The sequence below is a fragment of the Glaciecola sp. 1036 genome (genome assembly GCF_050306235.1).
Classification (GTDB): Bacteria; Pseudomonadota; Gammaproteobacteria; order Enterobacterales; family Alteromonadaceae; genus Glaciecola.
Genome location: NZ_JBLWFH010000007.1, coordinates 220,721 through 239,463, shown reverse-complemented (window position 1 = coordinate 239,463; position 18,743 = coordinate 220,721). Strand labels below are relative to the sequence as shown.

The window sequence follows — 18,743 nt, the reverse complement described above, 5'->3', positions numbered from 1 at the left end:
AACAACTATGAGACAACAACGCGGGTTTACATTAATCGAACTGATCATTGTGATTGTGATCTTGGGCATACTAGCCGTAACAGCAGCACCGCGCTTTATCGACATTCAATCTGATGCTCGAACTGAAACGCTAAATGGTGTTAAAGGCGCTTTGCAAGGCGCATCTCAGTTAGTCTACGCTAAAGCAGCTATTGGTGGTGTACAAAAAGAAGCTAGCAGTACAGCAGTGTACATTGGCGCTTCTTCACGTACTGTACCAACTCAGTATGGTTACCCAGACGCAGATGCAATTACCACAACTAATCTTCTGCACTTTGTAGATATTGACTTAGATTTATTAGATTTCGACACGCTAGCAACAGACGATGATAGATTTGCTATTTCTTTTGATGATGGTGCTACAACCACTACTTTCATTACAGATTCAGATACTTCAAATGACTGCCACTTAATTTACAACAGTGCTGCTTCATCAGGCGCAGTGCCAAGCATCCAAGTTTTTACGACAGGTTGCTAATAGTCAGGTGAATAAAAAGGAAGATGTCATCTAAAAAAGTCGACTCTTTATCTAATAAAGCTCAATCAGGATTTACCCTGATTGAGCTTATTATTGTCATCATAGTATTAAGTATTTTAGCAGTAGTAGCCGTCCCTCGGTTTATCAATACCAAAGGTATTAGCGAATTTAACTATCAGCAAAAACTGCAAAGTGCACTTCGAAATTTACAAATAAAATCTATGCATAACACAGGACAAACCTTTTGTTATCGCATGTTGATTGATACCAGTTCTCCAGCAATGGGACCTTCAGTTGCTAGCTATACCAGTGGAAACCAAGTGGCGTCTTGTAGTGTAAATATTGATACCAGTGCCCCTGAGAACTTGCAGTTCACCTCAACAGAACTAACAACTCAGGTCATTAGCCTGCAAGCTTATGATGGCACAACGCCCATATCCTTCATTCAATTTGATGCTTTAGGGCGTCCACAAACCAGCGCTGGCCAATGTGCCAACGGATGCCAAATTAATCTGGTAGGTACTACTACCACTTCAATTTGCGTTGCAAATCAAGGTTATGTATATGCTTGTTAATCGTGGTTTGAATCTATGCAACAAACATAAAGGTTTCACACTAGTTGAAATGATTGTGGGTATGGTTATTTTTGCGGTATCCATGGTGGTATTAGTCAGTGTTTTTATGCCACAAGCAAAGCGCGGGATTGACCCAATTTGGCAGACTCGAGCTGTGATGCTTGGACAATCCCTTTTAAATGAAATCAATGCCAAGGCATTTGATCATAATTCAGATTTTTTAGGCAGTAATCAACGTTGCAATGAAGGAACCTCATGCACGACAAGCGGTGCGTTAGGTGCAGATGGTGAAGCTAGGTCAGATTTTAACGATATTGATGATTATAATAATCTCACTTTAAACGCATCCGACATAGTGGGGATACTTGGGGAAAGTATTGAATTTCAAGGACGTGATGTTTACACCGGTTTTCAGGCGCAAGTACAGGTATTTTACGACGCCAATCAGGACGGAGTGAACGATGATGATATCAACGGGGATGGTGTTTTAGATTCGGGCGCTTTAGTGGCAAATAGAAAACTAATAAGAGTGACTATAATTACCCCAGATGATGAACGCATCTTGTTTTCCAGTTACCGAGATAACTACTAATGAAGCGGTCGTCGGCAAAACATAATCAAACGGGCTTTACCTTAGTTGAGCTAATATTGGTGATTGTACTTTTGGGTATTATTGGCGCCGGATCTGCGCACTTTATTCGCAGTGCCAGTGACGTGTATGTTGATGTTACTGAGCGAGAAGCTTTGCTTCGCAACGCCAGTTTTGCAGTAGAGCGATTTACTCGAGAACTCGCAAGTGCAGTGCCTAATTCAGTAAGGGTAAGCGGTAATACGAGCGTGCATTGTCTAGAGTTTGTGCCGATCAAATGGAATGCTTATTACCTGAGTTTACCTTCAGTGTCAGGTAGCAGTGCTCAAGTGGACATAGTGCAAATGGCAGATATCGACGGCAATCCATATGTTCCCTCTGGATCAGATATGGCCATCGTTTATCCTCTACAGGCGTCCCATGTATACAACGCCAGTGAAAATCGTCGACAAGCAATCACTGCCTGTACTGATGATGGCCAGGGCGATTGCAGCCTTGCCGACGATCCTGACCATGTAGTTCAGCTTACAGTATCAGACGGCTTCCCGTTGAGTTCACCTACCCGACGGCTTTACATTGCTGACTCAAGTATTAGCTATTGTTTACGAGGTCAACAGTTATACCGCCATACATCGAGCATTAATAGCACACAAACGCTGTATACATCAGGTGGGCAACTCATGGCGCAGGGCTTACAAAATGTGTTGTCTAGCAATCCACAAGCGACACCAGGCGCTTTAGATCCTTTTCGGGTGGTAGATGCTACCTTAACTCGCAACGGATTTACGCGGGCTAACTTTTTATTTGCTCGTAGCGACGAGCAAATCAGTATTGTCAAAGAGGTACATATTCCCAATGTGCCATAGAATTCCTTTAACGCAAAAGCGCCTGCACAAACAAAATGGCAGTATGATAGTGATTGCATTGTTCATCATCATTGTAATGACTTTGATGGCGGCCACTATGATAAGTGTCATTAATAGTTCGTCGAACACTGTCTTGTATGAAGTTTATGGGGTAAGAGCTCAACAAGCAGCAAAGGCCGGTTTAGAGACGTTAATTTCTCAAAGTTTTCCCATTGGTGGCACGCCACAGGTATGTTCAACTTCCACGACTAGCAGCGCTAATTTCAGCAATGTGCCTGGATTTGTCGGTTGTGCTTACTCAGCAAGGTGCACTACCACAACCCTCACTCACGCAGGGGTAGATTACAATTACTACAAATATGAAAGTACAGGTAGTTGTGATTTAGCGGATGGCATAGTGAGTCGAACATTGTCTGTAGACGCTATGCAGGAGCAATGATGTTTATGGTACTTAATAGAATTATTGCTTTTGTTGTTCTCTGTTGCATGTCTTCCGGAGTACTAGCATCTGTATGTTCGGCCGTGTTTCCAGATGCTACTAGTTCATTTACCAACAGCGGCGGTATTCGCTTTTATCAAAATGCTCAAATCATTGGTAACGACGCTTACATAGACATCCCGATCTTGCAGGATGACTCTTATCAAAGTTGTAACACAGCCTCTTGTAGTTATTCCGGCAGTCAATCAGACAGCTTGGTTTTAGTAAACGGTTTTTTTTATACAAACAGCTCACAAGATTGGTATGTGCCGAGCAATGAACACAGATATTTGTATCAGGGCTCAAGTGATAATGTACATGTTTATCAAAACGGCACGCTTTATTATTACTATAACAATGTCATTTCTCGTATTGACGAATTAATTGTAGATACCAATTCATCAGTGGTATTTGATGCCGGGGTTTATTGGATTAACTATTTGCAAATGGCGCAAAATGCGACGTTAAGAGTCAACGGCAATGACAAAGTCATTCTCTATGTGAATTCTTCTAGTTTGGCCAATAACCTACGATTTAATTGGGATGGGGACCCTGATCAATTGGTCATCATCAGCTATGGCGACTTTTCTCCTCTAGGTAACTCCTTTATGAAAGGTTACTTATATTCTCTAGCCACTGTAAATTGGGGAAGTGATGGGATCTATCAGGGGGCTATAAACGCACAAAACATTATCATTGGTCAAAACGGCGACTTCTATTTTGATGCATCCGGTATAGCCACCGCTGATTTTGACGGAACCTGTGTCACCAGCACGGCAATGCCAGATCCAGTTTTATACTACTCCATGGACATGTGCGATATTCCCAGCAATTTTGTCAATGACGATATAGGCGCAAACAATGCATCCGTGAATGGGTATATAGGCGTGGGCTATCAAGGACCTTATTGTCAAAATGCAACCTTTGATGGTGGCACAAACTATTTAGATGTTCCTGATTCCAGTTTGTTTAATTTGTCCGAAGGCAGTGTGTCGGTGTGGGTAAATGTGCCCGATATTGACTATGAAAATGCGCCTTCTGCAGGAAGAATGACAGTGCTATCCAAAGATTTATATAACAGTAATTCGGGCGGTATTTTAAATATTTGGATTGATGATTTTGGTGCAGTAAGAGCAAATCACGCCAACAGTTCAACCTCGGTAACAGTTAACACGACTTCTGGGTTAATTAATGAAAATCAATGGCATCATATTGTCTATACCTTTGGTTCAGACGGGGCGCGCTTGTATGTTGATGGAAATTTAAAGGCTACCTATCTATCCTTTACTTCAGGGTTGACGTCAAATGGAACACCTATGGCAATAGGTGCCAATACTTGGCTGTATAATGCTGCTTCCTATGATCCTAGAAGTACTCAACTAAGAGACTTTTTCAAAGGCTCAATAGACGAAGTTAAAATCTACAATACCCAATTAAACGCCACCCAAGTGAGTCAATTACACAACGAACAACCGCAAACTTGCACCGATTGCAGCAGTGATCCTGTATTAGTCAGTCATTGGAGTGCAGATGTTTGTAGCTTTGACCAAAGCGCCTTGTTGGATGTGCAAAGCGGCCACAATGGTATTATTCGTCAGGGAATTTCCAATGTCTTTTCAAGTCGCATGTGTCAAGGTTTGAGTTTTGACGGTAATCAATCTTACGCGACTATTGCTCATAATGATGATTTCAAAATAGCGAACGGGGCTATCTCAATGTGGGCGAAAATTTCCGACTTGTCCCACAGCAACAATTCCAGCGTAGGAGGAAATGCATTATTTTCAAAAGATCGTTTGAATTTTGGTGATGGTGGGCACTTGTATTTAGTCGTGGATGCGTCTGGACAAATTGCGGTGCGTCATCAAAGCACTACAGATTCGGTTTTCATGACGACAAGCCCAGTAATTGAGGAAGGTAAATGGCACCACATAGTTTACAGCTTTGGAGCCAATGGCACGCAAATTTATGTAGATGGAATTCTTGTTTTAAATAATGCTTCCCATACAAATGGCTTGTTTTCTAATTCTGATGACATAGTGTTAGGCGCTACGTCCAAATATCGACAATTAGGCGCTTATGATCCAGCACAATATGGCGACTTTTTGTTGGGTGAAATGGATGAAGTAAAAATTTACCGCAATCAACCAACAGCACAAGATGTATCAAGTTGGTATACAGCTTCTCCACCAGATTCTTGCACTACCTGTAATTCACTAGTGGCACAATACTCCTTCGAAGATACCACGGTAAGTGGCAGTACCATAAATGACATTGCTGGCAATGGTTATAGCGGCACTTTGGCTAATTCGCTAGAAGTGAATAAGCCGTTTGATAATGTTTATTGTAGTGCTGTTACATCTGACGCAAACTTAACTGTCGCTGATAAGGTTTATTTTGATACTGGAGTACAGGTAGAGGAGTTAGGCGAACAAGGGGCGATTTCCTTCTGGTATCGACATAATGACATTTGGAATGATGGGCAACGTCGGATGTTATTTGACGGCTCAAACTCGGGTAACAGTAAGTACTTTTTCATGTCTAAATTAGAAAATGGTGGTCTGGCATTTGGTTTAGAAGATGTGAATGATTTAGATGTGCAGATTACAACCTCTAGTAATAGCTTCGCCGCCGACGAATGGGTGCATATAGGGGTTAATTGGAATATGTTAACCAAAACTTACACCATATACCTTAATGGACAACCCTCATCTTCTGTGGTGTTAGATTCTGCAAATATCACCACTTTACCCACTTTGGGCAACATAGTATTTGGCGATAATAAAACTGATTATGTGGTTAATTACATGTCGTACAACGGCGCCAATGGTTTATTTGATGATATCCGCATGTATTCTCAAGCGGTGAGCCAAGCTCAATTTCAAGCGGATTTGCAAGAGGCTACGCCTTGTTCTGCGGTGCATCATTACGCCTTAGAACACCCTGATACAGCGATTACCTGCGGAAATCCGACGGTAACAGTAAAAGCCTGTGCAAATGCTGATTGTTCTGAGTTAAGTAGCGATCCAACCAGCATCACATTAACGCCAACAACAGCTTGGGTAACGCCAACATTTACCTTTACTGGATCTACTCAGGTAGAACTACAAAATAGAACCGCTGGTACATTAACCATAGGTTCTAGTTCTCAGACCCCAATCGCGCCTATTGAGTGCAGCAATAACTGCGAAGTGGAATATGAAAATGCCGGTTTAGAATTCTTCCATGTCGATACAGGCGCCAATGAATTCTCGACCACGCCTTTTATTGGTGAAGCCTCACTTAATAAAATTGGCTTGAGAGCGTTGGGCAGCAATGGCGCAACTTGTGATGCCTTAACCAACGGCACTGAAAGCATTAATATTAGCTATCAATGCATCAGTACTGTGGATGAACCTTATTCTCCCAATACCTGTTCCCAAAGCTTTGCGGGCATTACTGTAGGTTCAGGAAGCACGCATTCCGGTAATTTATCCATGAGTTTTGATGCCGCTGGAGAAACCAATTTTGCTGGTTATTCCTATGCTGATGTAGGGTTAGTACAAGTATCCGCATCTGCAACTATTGATGGCGCCACATTACAGCCCACTACTACCCTATTTAAGTTTATTCCTGCCAGTTTAGACGTTTCGTCCGATGCGACAAATCTAATGCCAGCGGGCCAAGTGTTTAACTTACAAATTCAAGCAATAGGCGCAAATGGTGGTGTTTTGCCGGGATATTCAGCGAATGAACTACAAGCCAGTGCACTTAGAACGCTACCGAGTGATTCTGGCGCCGCTGATGCGAGTTTTTACTTGCAACAAGGTGATCAAGTACAAACATCAATAAGCATTAATTATTCAGGGATAGGACCTTTAACTTTCACCAATGGCATCTTCACCTCCAGTACAGCTTACCTAGAAGAAACTGGCAGTTACACCTTGAGCCTGCGTGATAATAATTACTTGGGTTCGGTGATTTCAAGTAATGCTCTTAGTACGGGAAGATTTATTCCTGCTTATTTTGAAGTTGTAATGCAACAACAACCTAGTTTTACGCCAAGTTGCTCGGATTCGTTTACCTATGTTGGTCAAAATTTCGGTTTTGCACCAACTGCCGAACCTGTATTTTTAGTCACCGCTTACAATACTAAGGCCAGAATTACACAAAACTACGGTGGCACAGAGTGGCGATTATCCCCGAATCAAACCAGTGTTAATAATGCTTTTAATTATCTTGATACTTCTACCTATTCTGGTGCTTTGATAGTGAATAATGCGGGTGTAGGGCCAACTTTAAGTGATATCAATGATTACGATGGAGATGGTACTATAAGCCTATCTGATGCTCAATTTAGTTATCAAAAAATTGCCAACCCACAAGGACTTGATGGCTCGCCGTTTGAAGCCAATGTGCAATTAGTAGTAGATAAGAGCTTTTTTACCGATACCGACGGTGTTTGTTATATGACCTCCTACCCCGGAAGTTGCGAAGATTTCACCTTGAATGATATTACAGGAACTAGCATGCGATACGGTCGATTGATGCTAGAAAATACCTATGGGCCTGAGAATCAGAATTTACGAATACCCCTTTCAGCGCAATATCTCGACAGTGGTCAATGGCGCACCAGTCAAAGCGATTCCTGCACAGATATTAATTTATCTACCAGCAATGGGGATATTTTGTTGGTACATGATAGTCAAAGCCCGGTAGATATTAGTCAGGAAATAGCCAGTTTGTCCGCTACAGGCACCTTAGTCGCTGGACTTTCAGATGATGCTGATATGGTACTTTCACCTGTGATAGTAAATGGTGAGCCTGTAGCAGGCGCCTTGTTTGTGCAACTACAACCTCGAAATGTTGCTAATCATTGGTCTGAGTTCTTAAATATCGACTGGGATCAGGACGGTGATATTGACAGCGATGATACGCCAACCGCCGCTGTTAGTTTCGGTCTGTATAGAGGAAATGATAAAACAATTCACTGGAGAGAAGTATTTTAGTCAACTAATACAAGGATTGCTTGCTCAATTGGCGGCACGTTGGTAAAGTTAGCCAATTATGTCTATAACTAGTAAAACCCAACCATTCGGGTTAAAAGATTAACAATAACAACCTAACAAATACAAAGGCATTCCATGTTCAAAAAGCTTCGAGGCATGTTTTCTAATGACCTGTCGATTGACCTCGGTACAGCCAATACGCTGATTTATGTAAAAGACAAAGGAATTGTACTCAACGAACCTTCAGTTGTAGCCATTAGGCAAGAACGTGCAGGTGGTCCTAAAAGCGTTGCTGCTGTAGGACACGAGGCAAAGCAAATGCTAGGTAGAACGCCTGGCAACATCAAAGCAATACGCCCGATGAAAGACGGTGTGATTGCAGACTTTTATGTAACCGAAAAAATGTTGCAGTACTTTATAAAACAAGTGCATGACAACAACTTCTTACGCCCAAGTCCAAGAGTTTTAGTGTGTGTACCTTGTGGTTCAACACAAGTTGAAAGACGGGCAATTAGAGAATCAGCATTAGGTGCTGGTGCTCGTGAAGTATACCTAATTGATGAACCAATGGCAGCTGCTATTGGATCTGGTCTACCCGTTTCGGAAGCAACAGGCTCAATGGTTGTGGATATAGGTGGTGGTACCACAGAAGTTGCCATCATTTCATTAAACGGTGTGGTTTATTCGTCTTCGGTGCGAATTGGTGGTGATAAGTTTGATGAAGCCATTATCAACTACATTCGACGTAATTTCGGATCTTTAATTGGTGAAGCCACAGCTGAGCGAATCAAGCATGAAATCGGCGCTGCTTACCCAGGCGAAGAAGTCAAAGAAATTGAAGTCCGCGGACGTAATTTGGCTGAGGGTGTTCCACGCGGATTCACCCTAAACAGCAATGAAATACTAGAAGCCTTACAAGAACCATTATCCGGCATAGTAAGCGCGGTAATGGTTGCCCTAGAACAGAGCCCGCCAGAATTGGCTTCAGATATCTCTGAAAGAGGCATGGTGCTAACGGGCGGTGGAGCTTTACTAAAAGATCTAGACCGATTACTTATGGAAGAAACGGGTATCCCTGTGGTGATTGCCGATGATCCATTGACTTGCGTGGCAAGAGGCGGTGGTAAAGCCTTCGACATGATTGACATGCACGGTGGTGATTTGTTCAGTTATGAGTAAAAGGTGACAGTAGTCACCTTTTCTTCATATGAAGCAATTGCCAAATGAATGAAGTTTTCCAACGAGGGCCAACCTTACTAACCCGACTCATCTTGGTGTTGGTGATATCTCTTGTCACCATGATTATTGATACCAAGGTTGATAGCGTTAAAACCTTACGTACCTATATGACGTCGTTAGTGAGTCCAATTCAATATATTGCGGACTTACCCGGTGAGTTATTAAACTGGAGTGCAAATCGCTTTTCTTCTCGCGAGCAACTATTAGAAGAGAACCAAAAGCTAACTCGTCAAATCGCACTGCTTAACGGCGAAGTGCAAATGTTGACAACATTACAACAAGAGAATGATGAGTTAAGACGTTTATTAGGCGCGCCGGTACGCATTGAAACCCGAAAAATGATTGCAGAATTAATGTCTATTGATAACAATCCTTATTCACATCAAATTGTTATCAACAAAGGTACATTAGATGGCGTTTTCGTAGGCCAAGCGGTGCTAGATAATACGGGGATAGTCGGGCAAATAATTGAAGTAGGTACCACTAACAGTCGCGTGTTGTTAATTTCTGATACAAGTCATGCAATTCCAGTGCGTGTAAGCCGCAATAATGTACGCCTCATTGCCGTTGGCACCGGTGATTTAATCAGCTTACGATTACAACATGTTCCCCATAGTACAGATTTAGAAGTGGGTGATCTTTTAGTGTCTTCTGGACTAGGTCAAATATTTCCAGAAGGTTACCCGGTAGGCGTTATTGAAACTATTGTCAGTGACGAAAGCCAACCGTTTGCGGAAGTCATCGTCAAGCCGACCGCCTATCTGAATCGATTGAAATTCTTGTTGTTATTGTGGCCAGCAGAAGAGGCGCCTGAAGAAGCAACTTCGGCATTGGATATCTTAGAAGAGTTGGAAGCCGCGGATGCAACGTAATAGTTCACTCATATACATCACCATTTTGGTTGGTTTGATATTGCAAATCATTCCAATGCCGAGGCAGATAGACTTTTATCGTCCAGATTGGTTGTTGATGATACTTTGTTATTGGTCGATGGCATTGCCAAACCGAGTCAGTGTGGGTATTGCGGCTATTTGTGGTTTTATATTGGACGTGTTATTTGGCACAGCCTTAGGTGTTCATAGTTTTGCTTTAGCTATCCCTGTGTTTATTGTTGGCGCAAACTATCAACGGATTCGAAACCAGTCGATGATGCAACAGGCGTTTGTTATGTTTGTATTGTCTACCGTCTACCATTTAACCATTTATTGGTTGCAATACTTGTTGGTCAACACTGAGTTTAGATGGGCATTCTTTTATCCCACTATCACCACTATAATTCTTTGGCCTTGGTTATTTTGGTTTTTGCGAAGAATTCGCCGCCGCTTTAGAGTGTCATAGCCCTCTTTCAATTATTAAAATTTGACGAGTAATTTTCATGAAAAAGGTGATTTTGGCCTCAGCCTCGCCTAGACGGGCTGAGCTGCTAAACTATTTGTTAGCTGAGTATTCAATTCAACCGAGTGATATCGATGAAACACCGCTGGCAAATGAGACGCCAGAATCATTAGTGGCGCGCCTTGCTCAAGGAAAAGCACAGCATATTTATCAAACACGTCCAACTTCTGTTGTGCTAGGTTCGGATACTATTATCGGATTTCAGCAACAAATATTGGGTAAACCAACGGATAAGAATCACTTCATAGGTATGATGCAAGCGCTATCTAACAATGTGCATCAAGTGTATACTGGGATTAGTGTGGTTTCTAACCTTGGATGCTTTACTAAGGTTGTGATTACCCAAGTAAAATTTGCCGAATTAAGCGATGCCGACATAAATCAATATTGGGCCACTGGAGAACCTGCTGATAAAGCCGGTGGCTATGCCATACAAGGATATGGCGGGCAATTTGTAAAAAGTATTGAAGGCAGTGTGTCGGCTGTTATTGGTTTACCCCTCGTAGAGACAAAAGAACTACTAAAACAAGCCGGAGTGTTGAGTGACTGCTGAACTATTGATTAACGTAACACCCTCAGAATCACGTGTCGCGCTTATTGAGAACGGCATCATGCAAGAGATCCACATTGAGCGACATACTAAAAAAGGGATCGTAGGTAACATATATAAAGGCAAAGTCAGTCGCGTTTTACCTGGAATGCAAGCTGCTTTTGTAGATATTGGCCTAGATAAAGCGGCGTTTTTACACGCATCAGATATCGCAATAAATGATGAAGTGGCTGATGAAGTTAGCCCTTCTCAGTTAGAAAGAAAAGACATCAGGGAATTGGTGCGTGAAGGCCAACAAATCATTGTACAAGTGGTGAAGGACCCCCTTGGTACCAAAGGTGCTCGGCTCACCACAGATATTACACTTCCTTCCCGTTATTTAGTGTTTATGCCCAGTGTTACCTATGTGGGAATCTCTCAAAAAATTGAAGAAGAAGCTGAACGTGATCGGTTAAAAGGCATTGTGGCTGAGTTTTGTGATGAAAATGGCGGCTTTATATTGCGTACAGCAGCAGAAGGTGTGACGGAAAGCGAGTTGCGCCAAGATGCAGAGTTCTTACGTCGGTTGTGGGCGAAAATCGAATCACGGAGAAAATCTGGCAAGTCCAATGTTTTGTATGAAGATCTCCCTGTAGCTCGACGAGTGCTAAGAGATTTTGTTGGCACAGAGCTTGAGCGTATAAGAATAGATTCAAACCTTACTTATAAGGAATTAAAAGCTTTTACCAAGGAATATGTGCCTGAACTTTCCAATAAACTGGAATATTACCAAGGTGAATTGCCCATTTTTGATCTCTATGATGTAGAAAATGAGTTGCAGCGTGCATTGGGGCGACGGGTAGATTTAAAATCTGGTGGCTACATCATTATTGACCAAACCGAAGCCATGACAACCATTGATATCAATACAGGCGCTTTTGTCGGGCATCGAAATCTAGAAGAAACCATCTTTAATACCAACATAGAAGCCACTTTGGCTATTGCTCGACAATTACGTCTGAGAAACCTTGGCGGTATGATACTGATTGATTTTATTGACATGATGGAACCAGACCATAAAAAACGTGTCTTAAATTCGCTAGAGCAGGCAATGAGTAAAGACAGAGCAAAATCTAGCATCTATGGGTTTACTGCCTTAGGTTTGATTGAAATGACGCGGAAGAGAACCCGAGAGTCTTTGGAGCATCAGCTTTGTGGCGAATGTCCAGCATGTAAGGGCAGGGGGTCAATAAAAACCATTGAAACCATTTGCTTCGAAATCACCCGTGAAGTGGTTAGGGTTAATCGAGCATACAAAGCGGATAAGTTTGTAATTTATGCATCTGCGCCTGTAGCTGAAGCTTTATTGGGAGAGGAGTCGCATTTGCTGGCTGAATTAGAACTATTTGTTAGCAAACAAATTAAAGTTCAAACTGAACCCCTTTATCATCAAGACAAATTTGACGTGGTAATGATGTGAGCAATAAATTAACGACGCTGACAACTTTTGCACTTCGCAAACTTTGGACACTGATAGCAGTGGCCTTAGTTGTGTTTGCATTATTAATCAGTGCGTTACGTTATTCTTTGCCATTATTAGACGATCGCAAAGAGCTAATCGAAAACTATGTGCAAACAGAATACGGATTAGACCTCGCTATTGGTAGCATTGCCGCTGATTGGCAACCGGCTGGTCCCAGTTTGGTGTTAAATAATGTGGTCATGCGCCAAGGCGAGAATTCCCCTGTGACATTAAATGTGGGCGAACTCAAATTACTTATCGACTTTTGGCCTAGTTTATTCCAACGCAAACTTCAATCCAAAAACGTTCAATTAAGTGAATTGGATTTACAACTTAATCTGGACCGTATGTCCAACGGAAATGGTGATATCCCTATTGTCCAAGTTTTGGAATCGGTTTTTCTGGAGCAGTTAGCTAAGTTTTCAGTTGAACAAAGCCAATTGACTGTAAAGTCAAAGAATAATCAGCAAACCATAAAAATCGATCAACTCTCGTGGTTGAACAAAGAACAGCGTCACCAAGGTTGGGGGCTCTTGTCTTTAGATACCTTTGCCACTAAAAGTATTACCTTTGTTATCGACTTAAACGGCGATGTAGATGATTATTCCGGAACCTTTTATTCCCAAGGAGAAGCGCTGGATATTTCGCCATGGTTAAATGAATTTATTGAAGTGGATTCAACCTTGGTTGCTAGCAATACCAATTTTTCCTTTTGGGCGAATATTCAAGATGGGCAAATTACCCGAATTCATTCTGAGATTGAGCCTTCAGTTCTGCAATGGGGGAAAACGTCTGAAAAATCAGTTACCAATGGATTTAGCGGACAATTAGTAGCCATAAACCAGCCTGATGGCTGGCACTTTACTCTAAATGATTTCGATGTCAGTGTAGAACAAGAAACACTGCCATTAGAAGTGTCTGGGTTATTCACTAAAGAGCACGAACTTTTTGTACAGACAAGTGCACTGGATGATATTCAAAAACTCTTACCAGCGATGAAAGTCGTCAGTGTTGAAACCTTTGAGAAACTAACAGCCTTATCGCCACAGCTTAGTCTTGGAAAGGTGCAAGTAGCCTTGACAAAACAAGGCAATTTTATTCAGATGCCTGAGGTCACATTGAGCACCGCTGAATATAATTTAATGCCAGGCATAGAAAACTTGCAATTGGGGATTGCTTGGTGGAATAAGCAAGGGAAGATCCAAATTCAGCAGTCCAGTCTTCAGTTATACAGCGAACGGCTTTTCAATCATGACAAACTACTCGAAGATCTTAACCTCGATTTGTATATTGAAAAACTACCTGAAGGTGTTTTTTTAAACGCTGAAAATCTCTCTGTAATTTTTGATGGATTAGCCATAGACGCAGATATGGCATACGCCAGTCAGAATAACTTTTTGTCATTAAAAATACACACCGGTGACTTGCCTGCTAATCGTGTGAAGGCATTTTTGCCTAACGAATTAATGGGACAGGGTACGATCAATTATTTGACTCGTGCGTTAAATGGTCCTGGGGAAATCGCCCAAGCAAACTTAATTTGGCATGGAAATACCAGTCAATTTCCATTTACCAATAACAATGGCATTTTTCATGCGGGTGTTGATATCGAAAATGCGGATTTTAGGTTTGCACCTGATTGGCCTGAACTGAAACAGCTCAATATTCGGTTGGACTTTTTAAATAAAGCCTTGGTAATGAATAGCCCAGAAGCCATGTTGGGTGAGGTTAAAATTAGTAACATAGAAGCCATAATTCCTCAGCTTACTAAGGGCGCGACACTTAAGATTGATGCTAACGGCATTGGTTCAGGAGAACAATTGGCGTCTTTAATGTCGGACAGCTCGTTAGCTGATAGTTTAGGACGAATTCTAACGGAACAAGTAATTGTCAGTGGTAATCTTACAACCGATTTACAGTTAAATATTCCGCTGGACTTTAGCGGAAGAGTTCAAGCGATTGGAGAAGTTGATTTACTCGGCAATCAGGTAAACATTGAAGCCTTAGGCCTGAGTTTGAAAAATGCAGAAGGGACACTAGCATTTGATAATCAAGATCTGAAAGTTGATGGTGTAAACGCTGAATTATTTGGTCAGCCTATCACCTTGGATTTGGCATCAAAGCAACTGGATAATTATGCACTTGATATTGAAATTGGTGGTAATTGGCAACTAGAAGAGCTTACAAAAGCCTATGTTCCAGGATTAACTGAGCAGTTAACAGGTGCTGCGGATTTCACGCTTGCATTAAACATCATTTTGAATAAAGAAGATTATCAATATGATGCGCAATTAAGATCGCAACTTGTTGATGTTAATTCATCATTACCCTTCCCGTTAGATAAAACGTCGGGACAGACTATGCCTTTGGCTATATTGGCTAGCGGGGATAACATTGCGTCTTCCGTGCAAATGACCTTGGGCAATGATGTTAGATTTGAGGGTACCTTACCGCATAAAGAAAAGAAGTTTAACCGAGCACATTTGGCATTTGGTCAAACTGACTTTTTCGGCATGGGAGTTGGATTTAGTATTAGCGCTAATCTGCCTGAAATGGATGCACAACTGTGGGTGAGCAATGTAAAACGATTATTTCAAGGTGTAGAAAGCACTGAAAGTGCATTCATTGGTGTCCCACAACGTATTTTTGTTGAAACTGAACAACTTATCATTGGCAATAACCAGGTCACAGATGTTGGTTTAATCGCAAGACGAAATTTACAAGACTGGTCAATTGACGTAGAAGCCGATCAAGTTAGAGGTAACATAGTTATTCATGATGAGTGGACAGTTAAAGGCATTGAGGCCAACATGGATTACATTAAATTGGAATCCTACGAGCAGGAGCCAGAGTCTCAATTAGCCAATTTTGACTACGAGCCAACGGATTTCCCAACCTTAAATATTAACTGTAAAGAATGCGCATTTGGCCAATATAAATTAGGAAAGGTTGAGTTGGAAGCATCGCCTAACAATGATGGCTTACGTGTTGAGCAGCTATTAATTGAAGGTGAAAACGGCAGAGTCAATGCAGAAGGACAATGGTACAAGCGTCATCTGGATCACTACACATTCTTTGCCGGCGATTTCCGCAGTAATGACTTTGGACGCTCACTGCAAAATTTTGGTGCCAATACAGGTATACGTGATTCAGAAGCCAATATTGAGTTTGCACTCACATGGCAGAAATCGCCCTTTGAGTTTAATTTCGATAGTCTCGGTGGTGAAATAAACTGGCAATTGACCGACGGCTACCTAAATGAAGTCAGCGATCAGGGTTCGCGAATTTTTACTTTGTTAAGTTTAAACTCATTGGTTAGAAAACTATCCTTAGATTTTAGAGATGTGTTCGCTAAGGGATTTTTTTACGATAGTATGCAAGGTAGCATACTACTGACAGATGGCAAGGCGGATACCCGAGATACTGTGATCGACGGCGCTGCCGGTGAAATAGAAATTTATGGGTACACAGATTTAGTCACCAAAGAACTCAACTATAATGTTAGTTTTGCCCCCAATGTTACGGGGAACTTACCAGTATTGGTGTACTTTTTTACCGTGAGTCCACCCTCAGTGTTAGCTGCTTTGGCGATAGATCAAATGCTAACATCGACTAAGGTGATTTCAAACGTGAATTATTCAGTGACAGGCACTATCGAAGAGCCAATATTGATAGAAACTGGTCGAGAATCTACAGAAGTTGAATTACCAACGCGAAGATTACCGGAAGCAGAAGAAACTCAAACACCTTTTGTACCACCTACTACCGATGAACTGATAGAAGTGCAGCAAGATGGCTAGACTCATCGCATTACAGATAAATGGTTCTTCATCTGTAACCACAAATCTTGAAAAAATAACCCGTATTATGTCTTCTTTGGATTACCAAGATGATCATAGTCTTGTGGTGTTACCGGAATGTGCATCTATCTTCGGTACGGGTGGTAAAGCTATGTTAGCGGCAGCGGAAACTTTGGATAATGGTGAGGTGCAAACTGCATTTGCTGAATTAGCTAAAGACAAAGGTGTATATCTGGTCGCTGGTAGCATGCCGATTAAAGCAGAAACAGGTAAATACTATGCTGCTTCCTTGGTGTTTTCTCCTCAAGGTAAGCGGCTCAGTCAATACAATAAAATTCATCTTTTCGATGTAGATGTGGAAGATAGAACCAAAAGCTACCGTGAATCTAAATATACTCAAGCAGGCTCTAAAGTAGAAGTGCTTGACCTTGGTTGGTGTAAGTTAGGTCAGAGTATATGTTATGATGTGCGCTTTACGCGACTCTATGCCGCGATGAATTTCCCTCAAATCATAGTTGTTCCCAGTGCTTTCACTAAAGTGACTGGAGAGGCACACTGGCATGCGCTATTAAGAGCGCGAGCCATTGAAAATCAAAGCTATGTAGTGGCTGCCAATCAGTGGGGGAAACATGATGATGATAGAGAGACCTTTGGACACAGTTGCATATATTCGCCTTGGGGTGAGCTTCTTAGTGTAAAAGAAAGTGGCGAAGGTTTCGCCAGTGCCAAATTTGACCAACAAGTTATAGATAAGATCAGGCGGAGTATGCCGGTCTCACAACATTCTTTGGATAATTATGAGTGAACAACAAGTCGTAGCCAGTTTGTTAACTGAATCAGGTGTCGAACTATCAATCCTAGAATCATCTCTAGGTATCATGTTAAGCCATCAAAATGATTTTGCTGATCTGTACTTTCAAAGCAGTCAGCATGAAAATTGGATTCTTGAAGACGGCATCATTAAAGACGGCAGTTATAATATCGAAAAAGGTGTTGGAGTTAGAGCGGTTTCAGGTGAAAAGACCGGTTTTGCCTATTCAGATGAAATTACCACAGAAGCTTTACTCAAAGCCTCGAACGCCGCAAAAAATATCGCGGTTTCCGGTGGCTCCTTAAAGGTTAGAGCTTTTTCTTCTACAGCGTCCAAAGCCTTGTATGGTGAAAACAACCCATTGTTGAGTTTGCCCGACGCTGAGAAAATTCAACTATTGCGCGCTGTGGACGCTTATATTCGCCAACAAGCACCTGATGCCAGTCAAATTGTCGTGAGCTTGTCTGGTGTATACGAAGAAATTTTGATTGCTGCTAGCGATGGTACCTTTGCTACAGATATCCGCCCTTTGATCAGACTTAACTGTGCTGTGTTGTTAGAAAAAGACGGGCGTAGAGAAAGAGGTTCTGCTGGTGCTGGTGGCAGACACACCTATGACTATTTCCTAATAGAAGATGATGGCAAACCCTTTTATCAGAGCTTAGCAGACGAAGCTATTAAGATGGCGCGAATCAATCTGCAAGCCGTGCCTGCTCCAGCAGGTTTAATGCCGGTGGTTCTGGGCAGTGGTTGGCCTGGAGTATTGTTACATGAAGCAGTTGGTCATGGGCTAGAAGGTGACTTTAACCGTAAAGGCGCATCAACCTTCAGTGGTAGAATTGGAGAGCAAGTCGCTGCCAAAGGTGTCACAGTAGTCGATGATGGTACTATTGAAGGTCGTCGTGGTTCACTTTCAGTTGATGATGAAGGCACAGCAAGCGGCTATAACGTACTGATTGAAGATGGCATATTGAAAGGTTATATGCAGGACAAAATGAATGCTAAGTTAATGGGCGTAGCGGCGACCGGGAATGGTCGTCGAGAATCTTATGCCCATTTGCCTATGCCTCGTATGACCAACACCTATATGTTGGCTGGGAACTATGCGCCTGAAGACATCATAAGTTCCGTAGAGCGAGGCATTTATGCCCCCAACTTTGGTGGTGGACAGGTTGATATTACCTCTGGAAAATTTGTGTTTTCAACCTCTGAAGCTTACATGATTGAAAAAGGTAAAGTGACCACACCGATCAAAGGGGCTACCCTTATCGGAAATGGGCCAGAAGCCATGCAAAAAATCTCTATGATCGGTAATGATTTATCCTTGGATCGCGGGGTAGGGGTTTGCGGTAAAGATGGTCAGTCAGTACCTGTAGGTGTCGGGCAACCAACACTGAAAATTGACGAACTTACTGTCGGCGGCACCCAATAAGCTAC

Annotated in this window: 14 protein-coding genes; all 14 read left to right on the top strand. The window is 42.1% G+C overall.

Going from position 1 to position 18,743, the window contains the following annotated elements; all coding sequences use genetic code 11:
* Positions 1–7: 7 nt before the first annotated feature.
* The 14 genes from ACNKW3_RS12450 (at position 8) to tldD (ending at position 18,738) form a co-directional block, all read left to right on the top strand.
* The gene (locus tag ACNKW3_RS12450) at positions 8–517 is read left to right on the top strand and encodes a prepilin-type N-terminal cleavage/methylation domain-containing protein (protein WP_427399622.1); all 510 of its coding nucleotides are present in this window, start codon (positions 8–10) and stop codon (positions 515–517) included.
* Between the two features lie 23 nt (positions 518–540).
* The gene (locus tag ACNKW3_RS12445; RefSeq protein ID WP_427399621.1) at positions 541–1,092 is read left to right on the top strand and encodes a prepilin-type N-terminal cleavage/methylation domain-containing protein; all 552 of its coding nucleotides are present in this window, start codon (positions 541–543) and stop codon (positions 1,090–1,092) included.
* Positions 1,082–1,684 carry a type IV pilus modification PilV family protein gene (locus ACNKW3_RS12440; RefSeq protein WP_427399620.1) on the top strand — a complete coding sequence of 201 codons (603 nt, stop codon included), beginning with the start codon at positions 1,082–1,084 and terminating at the stop codon, positions 1,682–1,684. Before ACNKW3_RS12445 ends, ACNKW3_RS12440 begins: the two co-directional genes overlap by 11 nt.
* Positions 1,684–2,547 carry a type II secretion system protein gene (locus tag ACNKW3_RS12435; protein ID WP_427399619.1) on the top strand — a complete coding sequence of 288 codons (864 nt, stop codon included), beginning with the start codon at positions 1,684–1,686 and terminating at the stop codon, positions 2,545–2,547. Before ACNKW3_RS12440 ends, ACNKW3_RS12435 begins: the two co-directional genes overlap by 1 nt.
* On the top strand, positions 2,537–2,986 hold the full coding sequence (locus ACNKW3_RS12430; protein WP_427399618.1) for a pilus assembly PilX family protein: 450 nt from the start codon (positions 2,537–2,539) through the stop codon (positions 2,984–2,986). Before ACNKW3_RS12435 ends, ACNKW3_RS12430 begins: the two co-directional genes overlap by 11 nt.
* 5 nt (positions 2,987–2,991) lie before the next feature.
* The gene (locus ACNKW3_RS12425; RefSeq protein ID WP_427399617.1) at positions 2,992–8,010 is read left to right on the top strand and encodes a DUF6701 domain-containing protein; all 5,019 of its coding nucleotides are present in this window, start codon (positions 2,992–2,994) and stop codon (positions 8,008–8,010) included.
* Between the two features lie 135 nt (positions 8,011–8,145).
* Positions 8,146–9,189: a rod shape-determining protein gene (locus ACNKW3_RS12420; protein WP_427399616.1), complete on the top strand. Its 1,044-nt coding sequence runs from the start codon at positions 8,146–8,148 to the stop codon at positions 9,187–9,189.
* A gap of 44 nt (positions 9,190–9,233) precedes the next feature.
* Positions 9,234–10,121 carry a rod shape-determining protein MreC gene (gene mreC, locus ACNKW3_RS12415; protein ID WP_427399615.1) on the top strand — a complete coding sequence of 296 codons (888 nt, stop codon included), beginning with the start codon at positions 9,234–9,236 and terminating at the stop codon, positions 10,119–10,121.
* A complete protein-coding gene (gene mreD / locus ACNKW3_RS12410) occupies positions 10,111–10,587 on the top strand; it encodes a rod shape-determining protein MreD (protein WP_427399614.1) in 477 nt (158 codons plus the stop codon). The genes mreC and mreD overlap by 11 nt, the downstream gene beginning before the upstream one ends.
* Before the next feature lie 37 nt (positions 10,588–10,624).
* Entirely contained in the window at positions 10,625–11,197 is a 573-nt protein-coding gene (locus ACNKW3_RS12405) for a Maf family protein (RefSeq protein WP_427399613.1), read from the top strand.
* A complete protein-coding gene (gene rng, locus ACNKW3_RS12400) occupies positions 11,187–12,653 on the top strand; it encodes a ribonuclease G (protein ID WP_427399612.1) in 1,467 nt (488 codons plus the stop codon). Before ACNKW3_RS12405 ends, rng begins: the two co-directional genes overlap by 11 nt.
* The gene (locus ACNKW3_RS12395) at positions 12,650–16,495 is read left to right on the top strand and encodes a YhdP family protein (protein WP_427399611.1); all 3,846 of its coding nucleotides are present in this window, start codon (positions 12,650–12,652) and stop codon (positions 16,493–16,495) included. Before rng ends, ACNKW3_RS12395 begins: the two co-directional genes overlap by 4 nt.
* Positions 16,488–17,300 (top strand): carbon-nitrogen hydrolase family protein, encoded by an 813-nt coding sequence (locus ACNKW3_RS12390; protein ID WP_427399610.1) that lies wholly within the window; start codon positions 16,488–16,490, stop codon positions 17,298–17,300. The genes ACNKW3_RS12395 and ACNKW3_RS12390 overlap by 8 nt, the downstream gene beginning before the upstream one ends.
* Entirely contained in the window at positions 17,293–18,738 is a 1,446-nt protein-coding gene (gene tldD, locus ACNKW3_RS12385; RefSeq protein WP_427399609.1) for a metalloprotease TldD, read from the top strand. Before ACNKW3_RS12390 ends, tldD begins: the two co-directional genes overlap by 8 nt.
* Positions 18,739–18,743: the final 5 nt, after the last annotated feature.

Coding starts and splice junctions, on each gene's coding strand:
- tldD (WP_427399609.1), top strand. CDS start 17,293: ATGAGTGAACAACAAGTCGTAGCCAGTTTGTTAACTGAATCAGGTGTC.
- ACNKW3_RS12420 (WP_427399616.1), top strand. CDS start 8,146: ATGTTCAAAAAGCTTCGAGGCATGTTTTCTAATGACCTGTCGATTGAC.
- ACNKW3_RS12405 (WP_427399613.1), top strand. CDS start 10,625: ATGAAAAAGGTGATTTTGGCCTCAGCCTCGCCTAGACGGGCTGAGCTG.
- ACNKW3_RS12445 (WP_427399621.1), top strand. CDS start 541: ATGTCATCTAAAAAAGTCGACTCTTTATCTAATAAAGCTCAATCAGGA.
- ACNKW3_RS12430 (WP_427399618.1), top strand. CDS start 2,537: ATGTGCCATAGAATTCCTTTAACGCAAAAGCGCCTGCACAAACAAAAT.
- ACNKW3_RS12390 (WP_427399610.1), top strand. CDS start 16,488: ATGGCTAGACTCATCGCATTACAGATAAATGGTTCTTCATCTGTAACC.
- mreC (WP_427399615.1), top strand. CDS start 9,234: ATGAATGAAGTTTTCCAACGAGGGCCAACCTTACTAACCCGACTCATC.
- mreD (WP_427399614.1), top strand. CDS start 10,111: ATGCAACGTAATAGTTCACTCATATACATCACCATTTTGGTTGGTTTG.
- ACNKW3_RS12435 (WP_427399619.1), top strand. CDS start 1,684: ATGAAGCGGTCGTCGGCAAAACATAATCAAACGGGCTTTACCTTAGTT.
- ACNKW3_RS12425 (WP_427399617.1), top strand. CDS start 2,992: ATGGTACTTAATAGAATTATTGCTTTTGTTGTTCTCTGTTGCATGTCT.
- ACNKW3_RS12440 (WP_427399620.1), top strand. CDS start 1,082: ATGCTTGTTAATCGTGGTTTGAATCTATGCAACAAACATAAAGGTTTC.
- ACNKW3_RS12450 (WP_427399622.1), top strand. CDS start 8: ATGAGACAACAACGCGGGTTTACATTAATCGAACTGATCATTGTGATT.